Genomic DNA, 12,877 nt, shown 5'->3' with positions numbered 1-12,877 from the left:
CGCACCTGTCCGACGCATCGCCATTCCTGCGCGTCAGCTCAATATAGGCGAGAAGGATCCGTAAACGGCAATCATGTGATTGTCGAACCGGCGAAAAAAGTTGTATAAGTTCTGTAGATTTTTTGAGGAAGGACTCGCCATGAATCTGAAAGACCCGTCGCTGTTTCGCCAGGCTGCTCTCGTGGGCGAGACCTGGATCGAAGCCGACCCGAAGAATGCGATCGAGGTGAACAATCCAGCGACCGGCGAAATCATCGGCCGCGTCCCGAAGCTCGGCGCCGCCGATACCCGGACCGCGATCGAGGCCGCGGCGCGGGTGCAGAAGGAATGGGCGGCGAGGACCGCCAAGGAGCGCTCGGCGGTGCTGCGCCGCTGGTTCGAGCTGATGATCGAAAACAAGGACGATCTCGGCCGGATTCTGACGATGGAGCAGGGCAAGCCGCTAGCGGAGGCGACAGGCGAGATCGTCTACGGAGCGAGCTTCATCGAATGGTTCGCGGAAGAGGCGCGGCGTGTCTATGGCGATCTCGTCCCCGGGCATCAGAAGGACAAGCGCATTCTGGTGATGAAGCAGCCGATCGGCGTCGTCGCCGCGATCACGCCGTGGAACTTCCCGAACGCGATGATCACCCGCAAGGCCGGGCCGGCCCTTGCCGCCGGCTGCGCCATGGTCTTGAAGCCGGCAGCGCAGACGCCGTTTTCGGCGATCGCCATCGCCGTGCTCGCCGAGCGCGCGGGCATGCCGAAAGGTCTCTTCAGCGTCATTACCGGCTCCGCGCGCGAGATCGGCGCCGAGATGACTTCGAACCCGACCGTCCGCAAGCTTACCTTTACCGGCTCGACCGAGGTCGGCGCAGAGCTCTACCGCCAGAGCGCGGCAACGATCAAGAAGCTTGGCCTGGAACTCGGCGGCAACGCCCCGTTCATCGTCTTCGATGATGCCGATCTCGATGCGGCGGTCGAAGGCGCGCTGATCGCCAAGTTCCGCAACAATGGCCAGACCTGCGTCTGCGCCAACCGCATCTATGTGCAGGACGGCGTCTACGAGGCCTTCTCCGACAAGCTCGCCCAGGCCGTCGCCAAGCTCAAGACCGGCAACGGCATGGAGGACGGCGTCATCCTCGGACCGCTGATCGACCAGCCGGCGCTGAAAAAGGTCGAGGAGCATGTGGCGGATGCGCTTGCGAAGGGCGCGCGCGTGGTGCAGGGCGGCCGTCGCCATTCACTCGGCGGCACCTTCTACGAGGCGACGGTGCTGGCCGACGTGACCCAGGCGATGGCGGTCGCGCGGGAAGAGACCTTCGGACCGGTAGCGCCGCTCTTCCGCTTCAAGGACGAGTCGGATGTGATCGCACAGGCGAACGACACCGAATTCGGCCTCGCCTCCTATTTCTACGCCAAGGACCTCGCCCGCGTCTTCCGCGTGGCGGAAGCGCTGGAATACGGCATGGTCGGTGTCAATACAGGCCTGATCTCCACGGCCGAAGCACCCTTTGGTGGCGTCAAGCTCTCGGGCCTTGGCCGCGAGGGCTCGAAATACGGCATCGAGGAATTCATGGAGATCAAATATGTCTGCCTCGGCGGCATTGCCTGAGGCTGCTCGCGATCGGAAACAAGCCGGCCGGAAAGTTCTGGCCGGTTTTTTCTTTTGCCGTTAAGAGGTTAATCGACGTTTTGAAATTCGGGATTGCCCCTCACCCTAACCCTCTCCCCGCAGGCGGCAGGGGAATCGCATATGCGGAACAGGCATGGAACATCGAAGGGTTTGTTCTCGATGCGATTCCGTTCTGTTCGCCATTCGATTCCTCGAAATCGGCCATATGCGAAAGCCCTACCGCAGGCGGGGAGAGGGGACTGGAGCGGTGCGGCATATCCCTTCTCCCCGCAGGCGGGGAGAAGGTGCCGGCAGGCGGATGAGGGGCAGAGAAAGCGGACGACTTCTCCGCATCCCAACCAGACAGACTCGGACGCAAGAGGAGACGACTATGCCCGCCCCCAAAAACACCTTCAAAGCGGCGATCCGCGAAAACCGCTTTCAGCTCGGTCTCTGGGTGGCGCTCGCCAGTCCCTATGCGGCGGAAGTGGTGGCCGGCAGCGGCTATGACTGGCTGCTGATCGATGGCGAGCATGCGCCGAACGACCTTCCCATGCTGGCGGCGCAGTATCGCGCCGTCGCCGGCGGAGGCAGTCATCCGATCGTCCGCCTGCCGGTCGGCGACGCGGTCATGATCAAGCAGATCCTGGATGCCGGCGTGCAAACGCTGCTGATCCCGATGGTCGACAATGTCGAGCAGGCGCGCCAGCTCGTGCGCGCCGTGCGCTACCCGCCGCATGGCGTTCGCGGTGTCGGTGCCGCGCTCGGCCGGGCAACGAACTTCAGCCGCATCGGCGACTATCTCGAAAACGCCAACGACGAGATCTGTCTGCTGCTGCAGATCGAGAGCCGGGCAGGGCTCGAGGCGATCGACGCCATCGCTGCGCTGGACGGCGTCGATGGCCTGTTCGTCGGTCCGGCGGATCTTGCCGCGGACATGGGACATCTCGGAAATCCGGGCCATCCGGAGGTGCGGACAGCGATAATCGAGGCCTTCGCGCGGATCGAGCGCGCCGGCAAGGCGCGCGGCATCATGACCCTCGATCCCGCCCAGGCGCGCGACTATCGTGACCTCGGGGCCGATTTCATGGCGATCGGCACCGACGTGACATTGCTCGTCAGCGCAACGGAGCGGCTGCGCCGGGAATTTCTTGGAGAGAGCGGACCGACACGGATAGAATCCGGCTATTGATCGATCTGCCTACTACGAAATCGACTGGAGCAGCGTCTCCCGCGCCGATTTCAGGTGTCGCCGGCAGGCCTGTTCGGCGAGCATGGGATCGCGCGATTGCAGCGCGACGATGTAGTCGAGATGCTCCTCCAGCGCCCGGGCGTTGCGCTCCCGCGCATTCGCCTTGTTCCACTGGTAGTGATAGTGGAAGACGATGGCGATGACATCGTAGAAGTCGATGATGAAGCGGTTGCTCGACGATTTGTGCACCAGCAGGTGGAGGCGCTCGTCGAGTTCGGAAAATTCGCTGTAGCGATTGTCGATGTCGGCGAGGATCTCCCGATGCACCGCCTCGATCTTCTTCAGCTCCTCCCAGGCCGGGTCCTGGTCGGGAAGGGAGACGAAGCGGGCGGCTGAGCGCAGCTCGAACATCTCCCTTACTTCCGTCAGTTCGAGTGCGAATTCGCGCGTGAACCCCTTGAGAACCCAGTGGCTGTTCGGTCGTTTTTCGATCAGCCCGAAACGGCTGAAGCGGATCAGGAATTCGCGCACGCTGGTCGTCCCGGCACCGATTTCGCGGGCAAGCTCGAGCTCGTTGATCTGCATGCCGGGCTCGGCGCCGCCTGCCAGAATCCGGCGCATGAAGCTCCGCTCGATCCTTTCGGCGAGCGAATCGGTCTCCGCGGTCGGGAAGTAGTCCGAGGGCTCAGGCCTTCTCAGCACCGTCTTGCTGCGCTTGTCCCAGGCGATGAGGCTCAGTTCCTCGCAGCGCGCAAGGATGGCGCGCACGGTCGTGCGGCTGACACCGAGTGCCTGCCCGAGCTCCGGCTCGGACGGAAGCGTGGTGGTCTCCGCGAACAGCTCGAGGCAGCGGTTGAAGGCATCCTTGAAGACGGTGTTTTGCTTCGCCATTGGCGCGGATCCGGCCCGGTTCGGGTTTCTGGTGTCGGCACGTCTTGGCTCCGTTCCGCGACGACCGCAATGGCCCCATAATAGCCATTGACGAACATCTGTCTATTGTAGATAAAAGACAGAACTGGTGCTTGCACATGTTGGAAACCGTTCGGGAGGAGCTTGATTTGCCCGCACCGTCTTCGATCCTTCTTTCGCCGGACGATAACGTCGTCGTCGCCACCGCGGCGATTGCGCCGGGCGACCGGCTGGCCGGCGGAGTGTCGGCGGTCGCGCGCATAGAGCCGGGCCACAAGGCCGCGATCCGCAGGATCGACGTCGGTGAGCCGGTGGTCAAATACGGCCAGGCGATCGGCCGCGCCACATCCCCCATCGCGCCCGGCGAGCACGTTCATTCTCATAATCTTGCCTTCGATCAGGGCCGGCTCGCCGTTGGCGCCGCCGTTCCGCCGGAGGCTGCGAGCGAGGCGGACAAGGCGCGCACATTCCTCGGCTATCGCCGGGCGGACGGTAGGGCCGCAACGCGCAACTATATCGGCATCGTCGCCAGCGTGAACTGTTCCACCACGGTCTGTCGCGCGATCGCCGACGAGGCGAACAGGCGCATTCTGCCAAAATATGAAGGCATCGACGGTTTCGTGCCGATCGTCCACGACCAGGGATGCGGCATGTCGTCCACCGGCGACGGCATGAAGAACCTGCACCGGACGCTCGCCGGCTATGCGCGCCACGCGAATTTCGGCGGCGTGCTGATGGTCGGGCTCGGCTGCGAGGTCAATCAGCTGACGCTCTACGGCCAGAGCGGGGCCGGGGCCGAGAAGCGGCATTTCAACATCCAGGAGGCCGGCGGTTCGCGCCGCTCGGTCGAGCGCGCCCTCGGCATTCTCGACGAAATCGCCAAGGAAGTCGCGGCCGCCCGGCGCGTGCCGATCCCGGTCAGCGAGATCATCGTCGGCCTGCAATGCGGCGGTTCGGACGGGCTTTCCGGCATCACCGCCAATCCGGCGCTCGGCGCGGCGGTCGACATACTCGCCGCCGCCGGCGGCACGGCGATCCTTTCCGAGACCTCCGAGATCTACGGAGCCGAGCATCTGCTGCGCAGCCGAGCGGTCAACGAGACGGTCGCGGTCAAGCTCGACGGCCTGATAGCCTGGTGGGAGGACTATGTGGCGATGCATGGCGCCTCGCTCGACAATAATCCTTCGCCGGGTAACAAGCGCGGCGGCCTGACGACGATTCTCGAGAAGTCGCTTGGCGCCGTCGCCAAGGGCGGCCGCTCGCCGTTGACGGCTGTCTACAATTACGCCGAGCGCGTGACCGAGCCCGGCCTGGTCTTCATGGACACGCCCGGCTACGATCCGGTCTCGGCAACCGGCCAGGTCGCCGGCGGAGCCAACGTCATCGCGTTCACGACCGGCCGCGGCAGCTGTTTCGGCTGTCGGCCGGCGCCGTCGATCAAGCTCACCAGCAACACGGCGCTCTATCGGGCCATGGAAGAGGACATGGACATCGACTGCGGCGTCATTGCCTCGGGTGAAACCACCATCGCCGATCTTGGCCGGGGGATTTTCGAGCTCATCATAGAGACCGCATCGGGCCGCAAGACCAAGAGCGAGCTTTTCGGCTACGGCGACAACGAATTCGTGCCCTGGCATCTGGGGGCGACGCTCTAGGCTGAAGGGGCGAAGCGAGACGCGTAAGGGCGCAATCCTTGGGGAGGAAACAAGGAATGCAGACGAGAAGGATAGGCCGGACCGCGCTCGCGGTGACCGAATACAGTTTCGGCACGGCGGGACTGGGCGGTCTCTATCGCGAATGTACCCGCGAAGCGGCGATGGCGACGCTCGACGCCGCCTGGGAAGCGGGTATCCGCTATTTCGATACGGCGCCGTTCTATGGGCTGGGCCTTGCCGAGCGGCGGGTCGGCGACTTCCTGCGCGACAAGCCGCGCGACAGCTTCGTGCTGTCGACGAAGGTCGGCCGCCTGCTTCATCCGGTGCCTGAGAACCAGGTCCCTGACTATTCCTACGTCAAGCCGCTGAACTTCGACGTCACCTATGACTACGGCTACGACGCGATCATGCGTTCGGTCGAGATGAGTTATGCCCGTCTCGGTCTCAACCGCATCGACATTCTTTATGTCCACGACATCGGCGGCTACACGCATGGCGCGGCGAAAAACGCCGTCTACCTGCGGCAGCTTCTGGATTCCGGCCTGAAAGCACTCGATGAGCTGAAATCGAGCGGCGTCATTTCAGCCTACGGCCTCGGCGTCAACGAGGTGCCGGTCTGCCTGGATGTCATGCGCCAGGCCGACATCGACTGCATCCTGCTTGCCGGTCGCTATACGCTCCTCGACCGCTCCGCGGTTGCCGAGCTCCTGCCGCTCTGCGCGAAGAAGGACACCTCGCTGGTCGTCGGCGGCGTGTTCAATTCCGGCATTCTCGCGACCGGACCGGTCGAGGGAGCGCATTTCGATTACATGCCCGCGACCGGCGAGGTGCGCGCCAAAGTCGCGGCGATGGAGCGTATCGCCGGAGAGCGCGGCATGCCGCTGGCCGCCCCGGCCCTGCAGTTCCCGCTGGCCAATCCTCACGTCGCCTCGGTGCTGCTCGGAACCGCCAAACCGTCGAGCCTGACGCGCAACATGGAGCTGACCCGCTACGGGATCGCGCCGGAAGATTACGCGGCCTTCGAACCCCATACGCTTGTCGCGCCCGAGCTGGGGCCGGAGGCGGTAAGGGCCTGATGCTTCGCCGCCCTCGATGGCGGCCGCCACTCTCATAAGCAACCGGGCCCGCATGCACCTGGCGGCCCGGTCGATAACGGAACAAGGTGTCACTGAGAGGAGAACCCGATGAGCATAGCCAAGCGCATTCTTTCACGCCGTGCCTTCAACGCCCTGGCCGGCGCCGCTTTCGTCGCCGCAATGGTCCCCGCGACCTCTTTCGCGCAGGACGTCACGATTCCCATCATCGTCAAGGACACCACCTCCTTCTACTGGCAGATCGTGCTTGCGGGCGCGCGCGCCGCCGGCAAGGACCTCGGCGTCAACGTGCCGGAGCTCGGCGCCCAGTCGGAATCCGACATCAACGGCCAGATCACCATCCTGGAAAACGCCGTTGCGGGCGCGCCGGCCGCGGTCGTGATCGCGCCGACGGAGTTCAAGGCGCTCGGCAAGCCCGTCGACGAGGCCGCGAAATCGGTTCCGGTGATCGGCATCGATTCCGGGGCGGATTCGAAGGCCTTCACCTCCTTCCTGACCACGGACAACGTCCAGGGCGGACGCATAGCCGCCGACGGTCTTGCCGCCGCCATCAAGGAGGCGACCGGCAAGGAAGAGGGCGAGATCGCTATCATTACCAGCCTGCCGGGCGTCGGCTCGCTCGACCAGCGCCGCGAAGGCTTTCTCGATCAGGTCAAGACGAAATATCCGGGCCTGAAAGTGGTTGCCGACAAGTATGCCGACGGACAGGCGACGACCGGTCTCAACATCATGACCGATCTGATCACCGCCAACCCCAACCTCGTCGGCGTTTTCGCCTCGAACCTGATCATGGCGCAGGGCGTCGGCCAGGCGATCGCCGAGAACAAGCTCGGCGACAAGATCAAGGTGATCGGCTTCGACAGCGACGAGAAGACCGTGGGCTTCCTCAAGGAAGGCGTGCTGGCGGGCCTCGTCGTCCAGGATCCCTACCGCATGGGCTATGACGGCGTGAAGACGGCTCTCGCGGTCTCCAAGGGCGAGAAGGTCGAAGCCAATGTCGATACCGGCGCGAATCTGGTCACCAAGGCCAATATGAGCGAGCCGAAGATCGACGCGCTTCTGAATCCGAAGGTCAACTGACGAACGGAATTGCGCGGCGCCGCAGGACCGGCGCTGCGCATCGCCTTCAGGAGAACAGTGCAACGGCCGAGGGGATCGGCCGTTGCGATCCGGGAAGTGGAGGACAATGCCATGATAGGGCTTCAAGAGGTCAGCCATCGCCATGACGAACAGGTGAGGGCGGCGGGCGGCCGTCCGGTTCCGAAGGGCGCACCCATCCTGGAACTCCGCAGCCTGCAGAAAAACTATGGCGCGGTCGAGGCTCTGAAGCCCGCGACGATGACCTTCCTATCCGGCGAAATCCACGCGATCGTCGGCGAGAACGGTGCCGGCAAATCGACGCTGATCAAGCTCCTGACCGGGGTCATTGCCCGCAGTGCCGGAGAAATCCGCTGGTGCGGCGAAACTGTCGACCTCGCCACGCCCAACGAAGCGATCGCCCGCGGCATCAATGCGGTTCACCAGGAGGTGGTGCTTTGCCCGCATCTGAGCGTTGCGGCGAACATGTTCCTGGGCGACGAGATGAACCGCCGCGGGCTGATGCGCAAGCGCGCGATGACCGGCGCGGCCCAGGGCGTGCTTGACGATCTCGGCTTCAATCTGCCCGCCAATGCCGAACTCGGCAGCCTGACGATCGGCCAGCAGCAGCTGGTCGCCACTGCTCGGGCGGCCATGCGCGGCACGCAGTTCCTCATCTTCGACGAGCCCACGGCCTATCTCACGCGACAGGAATCGGCACAGCTTTTCCGCCTGATCCGCCGGCTGCAGGGCGAGGGCGTCACGATCGTCTATATCAGCCACAGGCTGGAGGAGGTGTTCGAGCTCGCGGACCGCGTCTCGGTGCTTCGCGACGGCACGCATGTCGGCACGCGCGCGATTTCCGAGACGAACGAGGCCGAACTCATCACTTTGATGATCAACCGCACGATCGAACAGATCTACCACAAGGAACGTTTCGAACAGGGCGAGATGATCGTCGAGACGCGCGGGCTCTCCGGTCCAGGTTTCCGCGACATATCGCTCTCGGTCAGGGCGGGCGAGATCGTCGGGCTCTACGGTCTGATCGGCGCCGGCCGCAGCGAGTTCGCGCTCGGCCTTTACGGGCGCAATCCGGTGAGCGCCGGAGAGATCTTCTGGCAGGGCCGCAAGGTCGCGATAGGCAATGAGCGGAAGGCCATGGACCTCGGGATCGCGCTCGCGCCGGAGAGCCGCCGCGATCAGGGCCTGTGCCTCAACCTGCCGATCGGCGTCAATATCAACCTGCCTGTTTTCAAAAGGCTGACGCGCGGCTTGACGATCAACCGCGCGCAGGAGGCCTCCAATGCCGAACGTCAGATCAGGGATCTGAACATCAAGACGCCGTCGCGGCGGGTGCTTGCTTCCGCCATGTCCGGCGGCAACCAGCAGAAAATCGTTATCGGCAGATGGCTGAGCCACGGAGCGAAGCTCTTCATCTTCGACGAGCCGACCGTGGGCGTCGATGTCGGCACCAAGGCGGAAATCTACCGGCTGTTTGCGCGGCTTCTGGAGAAGGGGGCAGGGATCATCCTGATCTCCTCCTACCTGCCGGAGGTCTATGAACTGGCCGATCGCCTGCATGTGTTCCGGCAGGGGCGGCTTGTGGCAAGCCACGACTACCGGGCCGCAAGCCATGAGGAAGTGCTGGCGCAGGCGATCAATGCCTGAGAGCCGGATGAGGAAGGACGCAGGGAGGAAGCGATGAGTGTGGAAACGGTTGAAAGCGCGGGACCGACGCCGAAGAAAGGCGTCAGCATCCTGTTCGGTCTGACGCTCGTGGGATTGCTGGTCGTCCTGTGGCTGCTCCTCGGCCTGGCGACCAACGCCTTCTGGACGCCGAACAACATCAGCAACCTCCTGCGTCAGGGGGCGATGACCGCGATTCTCGCCGTCGGCCAGACCTTCGTCATCATCACGGCCGGCATCGACCTTTCGGTCGGCGCCGTCGTCGGTTTCACCAGCGTCATCGTCGCCTGGCTGCTCGCGGCGGGGGTTCCGCTCTGGCTCGCGATCATCGCGACGCTGGCGATCGGCGTGCTGATCGGCGCCTTCCATGCCTTCGGCATCGTCCGCATGGGGCTGCCGCCCTTCATCATCACGCTTGCGACGCTGACCTCGCTTCGCGGCATCGGTCTCCTGATCACCAACGGCTCGACCATCTCGATCACCAACGACGCCTTCACCACGTTCTCACGGGCCGACTTCCTCGGAATTCCCAGTCTCTTCTGGATGGTGATCGTCGTTGCGATTCCGGCTTACGTCTTCCTGCATCTTAGCCGCTTCGGCCGTTATCTCTTCGCCGTCGGCTCCAACAGCGAGGCGGCGCGCCTTTCCGGCGTCAACGTCAACCGCACGATCTATCTGGCCTATATCCTGTCATCGACGTGCGCCGCCTTCGTCGGGCTGCTGCTCGCCTCGCGCATCGGCATCGGCAACGCCACGCAGGCCGAAGGCTGGGAGCTGCAGGCGATCGCTTCGTCGGTCATCGGCGGCACGAGCCTTTTCGGCGCCGTCGGCTCGGTCCACGGTCCCCTGCTCGGCGCCTTCATCCTTGCGACGATCAACAACGGCGCCAATCTCCTGAACGTAAATTCCTTCTGGCAGCGCATCATCACCGGGCTGCTGATCATCGTGATCGTCTATTTCGACCAGTTGCGGCGGCGGGGGGCGCGGTGATGGCCGCCTGCCCGCAACCGGTCCCCAGCAAGCTTCGGAGCGCCGCATGAAAGCCGTCGTCTGTTCAGAGCCCGGCCGCCTCGCGCTCGTCGCCCGCAGCGGGCCTGAGGCACCGCCACCCGGCTCGGTGCGCCTTGCCGTCAGCCGCGTCGGGATCTGCGGCACCGATTATCATATCTTCGAGGGCAAGCACCCCTTTCTCGAATATCCGCGCGTGATGGGCCACGAGATCTCTGCGAGAGTGATCGAAGGCGGTCCCGGCACCCGGCTCGCGCCGGGGACGCTCGTGGTCGTAAATCCCTATCTCTCCTGCGGGGAGTGCATCGCCTGCCGCAAAGGCAAGCCGAACTGCTGCACGGCGATCCGCGTCCTCGGCGTTCACACCGACGGCGCCTTCTGTGAAGAAATCGTCATGCCCGAGCAGAACCTCTATCCGGCCGAAGGCCTTTCGCCGGAAGCCGCCGCGGCGGTCGAGTTCCTGGCGATCGGCGCTCATGCCGTCCGGCGTTCGGCGGCAGGCCGAGGCGTCCGTTCGCTGGTGATAGGTGCCGGTCCGATCGGACTTGGGACCGCCGTCTTCTCGCGCATCGCCGGCCACGACGTAAGGCTGCTCGACACGAGCGAGGAGCGCCTGGCCTTCGCCACGGAAAAGCTCGGCTTTTCGCCCGGCATCCTTGCGGGCGACGATGCGGCGCTCGCGCAGGCGACGGGCGGGGATGGGTTCGACGTCGTCTTCGACGCCACCGGCAACGCCCAGTCGATGGAACGGGCGTTTGGCCATGTCGCCCACGGCGGCACGCTCGTCTTCGTCAGCGTGGTCAAGGAGGAGATCCGCTTCTCGGATCCCGAATTCCACAAGCGGGAAATGACGCTCGTCGCCAGCCGCAACGCCACGCGCGAGGACTTCGATCACGTCATTCAGTCGCTTGCGGCGGGGCTCGTCCCGATAGAGGCGCTCGTCACCCACCGCACGACGCTCGAGGACCTCGTCCGCGACCTTCCCCGCTGGGTCCACGACAAGTCGGGGCTCGTCAAGGCGGTTGTCGCGGTGAGCGCCGGGTGAGAGGCTTCATTCCATGGGGATGTCCTTCCCAAAAAGTGAGGGATGCGTTTGTTGCGCTGCACAAGAAAAATGCTAGTGTAGCAGCGATTGCGGACACCAGAGACGAACAACCGCAAGCTAGATCATTCCGCCGTCCCGGTGAAATGATCCACTCTTCGTGACTAGGCGCTCTCGGATGGAAACCATTAGAAATGTTTCCTGTGGAAGCGCTCCGGCGTCGGACTGGGAGCGGCGTTTTCGTTGATTTGAAACAAGGGATACGCGCCCATGTTCTACCAGCTTTACGAGATGAACCATGCGATGATGGCTCCGTGGCGCACGGCGGCGGACGCCATGCGGCTGGCCTTCAGCAATCCGATGAACCCGGTTTCGCATACCTATTTCGGCCGTGCCGCAGCCGCGGGGCTGGAGGTTTTCGAGCGTGCCACCCGCCGCTACGGCAAGCCGGAATTCGGCCTTCCCGAAACCGAGATCGATGGGCAGCCCGTGCCGGTCCGCGAAAGGATCGTCTGGCGCGAGCCGTTCTGCAACCTCATACATTTCGAGCGCAGCCTGCCAAGGGATCGCGCTCCGGATCCGAAAGTACTGATCGTTGCGCCGATGTCCGGCCACTACGCCACGCTGTTGCGCGGAACGGTGGAAGCACTGCTGCCCCATTCCGACGTCTACATCACCGACTGGATCGATGCCCGCATGGTTCCCTTGAGCGAGGGAACCTTCGATCTCGACGACTATATCGACTACGTCATCCAGATGCTGCATTTCCTGGGGCCGGATGCGCATGTGATCGGGGTCTGTCAACCGGCCGTGCCGGTTCTGGCGGCCGTCGCGCTGATGGAGGCGGCGGAGGATCCCCTCGCACCGTCGACGATGACGCTTATGGGCGGGCCGATCGACACGCGCATCAACCCGACCGCGGTCAACGAGCTTGCGAAGGAACGGCCGATCGAGTGGTTTCGCGACAATGTCGTCATGCCGGTTCCGTGGCCGCAGCCCGGCTTCATGCGCATGGTCTATCCGGGCTTTCTCCAGCTTTCCGGCTTCATGTCGATGAACCTCGACCGGCACCTGATCGCCCACAAGGAGTTCTTCGCCCATCTGGTCAAGAACGATGGCGATGCGGCCGAAAAACACCGTGACTTCTACGACGAATATCTGGCGGTGATGGATCTGACCGCGGAGTTCTACCTGCAGACCGTGCAGGTGGTGTTCATGCAACATGCGCTGCCCAAGGGCGAGATGATCCACCGCGGCAAGCGTGTCGATCCGACGGCGATCCGACGCGTCGCGCTGCTGACCGTCGAGGGCGAGAACGACGACATTTCCGGCCTCGGCCAGACCAAGGCGGCGCAGACGATCTGCACCGGCATTCCCGATTCTATGCGGCAGCACTACATGCAGCCCGACGTCGGCCATTACGGCGTCTTCAACGGTTCGCGTTTCCGCCGCGAGATCGCACCGCGCATAGTCGCCTTCCAGCGCCGGCATTCACGCCATGCGAAGCCGGTCAAACAGCTCATCAAGGGCGGCAAGTCGGCCTGAGCGCGTCATTGGAGCGCTCGATTTGCCGGAGCAAAGTCAGGGGGTTGTCCGATTCCTTGATACAATGTCTTGCGT

At 64.0% G+C, this 12,877-nt stretch carries 10 protein-coding genes; 9 read left to right on the top strand and 1 reads right to left on the bottom strand.

Translation table 11 applies throughout. From position 1 onward, the window contains the following. The first annotated feature begins 139 nt into the window (after positions 1-139). Positions 140-1,594, top strand: a complete 1,455-nt coding sequence (gene gabD / locus JOH52_RS06390) for an NADP-dependent succinate-semialdehyde dehydrogenase (protein ID WP_010968294.1) — start codon at positions 140-142, stop codon at positions 1,592-1,594. A 391-nt stretch (positions 1,595-1,985) separates the two neighbouring features. After that, positions 1,986-2,786 (top strand): 4-hydroxy-2-oxoheptanedioate aldolase, encoded by an 801-nt coding sequence (gene hpaI / locus JOH52_RS06385; protein WP_003536422.1) that lies wholly within the window; start codon positions 1,986-1,988, stop codon positions 2,784-2,786. 12 nt (positions 2,787-2,798) lie between these two features. Here hpaI and JOH52_RS06380 read toward each other — a convergent pair whose 3' ends face one another. After that, a complete protein-coding gene (locus JOH52_RS06380; RefSeq protein ID WP_010968296.1) occupies positions 2,799-3,677 on the bottom strand; it encodes a GntR family transcriptional regulator in 879 nt (292 codons plus the stop codon). A gap of 137 nt (positions 3,678-3,814) precedes the next feature. Here JOH52_RS06380 and JOH52_RS06375 point away from each other — a divergent pair, with 137 nt between their 5' ends. The 7 genes from JOH52_RS06375 to phaZ all read left to right on the top strand — a co-directional run bounded on the left by JOH52_RS06375 (position 3,815) and on the right by phaZ (position 12,802). Further along, a complete protein-coding gene (locus JOH52_RS06375; RefSeq protein ID WP_013844950.1) occupies positions 3,815-5,350 on the top strand; it encodes a UxaA family hydrolase in 1,536 nt (511 codons plus the stop codon). 56 nt (positions 5,351-5,406) lie between these two features. Further along, positions 5,407-6,426, top strand: a complete 1,020-nt coding sequence (locus tag JOH52_RS06370) for an aldo/keto reductase (protein WP_010968298.1) — start codon at positions 5,407-5,409, stop codon at positions 6,424-6,426. 108 nt (positions 6,427-6,534) lie between these two features. Further along, positions 6,535-7,524, top strand: a complete 990-nt coding sequence (locus JOH52_RS06365; protein ID WP_003536438.1) for an ABC transporter substrate-binding protein — start codon at positions 6,535-6,537, stop codon at positions 7,522-7,524. A gap of 111 nt (positions 7,525-7,635) precedes the next feature. Then, on the top strand, positions 7,636-9,189 hold the full coding sequence (locus JOH52_RS06360; RefSeq protein WP_010968300.1) for a sugar ABC transporter ATP-binding protein: 1,554 nt from the start codon (positions 7,636-7,638) through the stop codon (positions 9,187-9,189). A 33-nt stretch (positions 9,190-9,222) separates the two neighbouring features. Next, positions 9,223-10,197 (top strand): ABC transporter permease, encoded by a 975-nt coding sequence (locus JOH52_RS06355; protein ID WP_010968301.1) that lies wholly within the window; start codon positions 9,223-9,225, stop codon positions 10,195-10,197. Between the two features lie 46 nt (positions 10,198-10,243). Then, complete coding sequence (locus JOH52_RS06350) at positions 10,244-11,260, top strand: zinc-binding alcohol dehydrogenase family protein (protein WP_010968302.1); 1,017 nt, start codon at positions 10,244-10,246, stop codon at positions 11,258-11,260. A 267-nt stretch (positions 11,261-11,527) separates the two neighbouring features. Beyond that, positions 11,528-12,802 carry a polyhydroxyalkanoate depolymerase gene (gene phaZ, locus JOH52_RS06345; protein WP_003536442.1) on the top strand — a complete coding sequence of 425 codons (1,275 nt, stop codon included), beginning with the start codon at positions 11,528-11,530 and terminating at the stop codon, positions 12,800-12,802. Positions 12,803-12,877 lie beyond the last annotated feature (75 nt).

The organism is Sinorhizobium meliloti (assembly GCF_017876815.1).
Classification (GTDB): domain Bacteria; phylum Pseudomonadota; class Alphaproteobacteria; order Rhizobiales; family Rhizobiaceae; genus Sinorhizobium; species Sinorhizobium meliloti.
Note: the sequence above shows the minus strand (reverse complement) of the source record. Positions and strands in the feature narration are given on the sequence as shown.

What these genes read in the sequence shown, in the direction of transcription:
- JOH52_RS06365 (WP_003536438.1), top strand. Translation starts at nt 6,535, where the DNA reads ATGAGCATAGCCAAGCGCATTCTTTCACGCCGTGCCTTCAACGCCCTG.
- hpaI (WP_003536422.1), top strand. Translation starts at nt 1,986, where the DNA reads ATGCCCGCCCCCAAAAACACCTTCAAAGCGGCGATCCGCGAAAACCGC.
- JOH52_RS06370 (WP_010968298.1), top strand. Translation starts at nt 5,407, where the DNA reads ATGCAGACGAGAAGGATAGGCCGGACCGCGCTCGCGGTGACCGAATAC.
- JOH52_RS06350 (WP_010968302.1), top strand. Translation starts at nt 10,244, where the DNA reads ATGAAAGCCGTCGTCTGTTCAGAGCCCGGCCGCCTCGCGCTCGTCGCC.
- gabD (WP_010968294.1), top strand. Translation starts at nt 140, where the DNA reads ATGAATCTGAAAGACCCGTCGCTGTTTCGCCAGGCTGCTCTCGTGGGC.
- JOH52_RS06360 (WP_010968300.1), top strand. Translation starts at nt 7,636, where the DNA reads ATGATAGGGCTTCAAGAGGTCAGCCATCGCCATGACGAACAGGTGAGG.
- phaZ (WP_003536442.1), top strand. Translation starts at nt 11,528, where the DNA reads ATGTTCTACCAGCTTTACGAGATGAACCATGCGATGATGGCTCCGTGG.
- JOH52_RS06355 (WP_010968301.1), top strand. Translation starts at nt 9,223, where the DNA reads ATGAGTGTGGAAACGGTTGAAAGCGCGGGACCGACGCCGAAGAAAGGC.
- JOH52_RS06380 (WP_010968296.1), bottom strand. Translation starts at nt 3,677, where the DNA reads ATGGCGAAGCAAAACACCGTCTTCAAGGATGCCTTCAACCGCTGCCTC.
- JOH52_RS06375 (WP_013844950.1), top strand. Translation starts at nt 3,815, where the DNA reads ATGTTGGAAACCGTTCGGGAGGAGCTTGATTTGCCCGCACCGTCTTCG.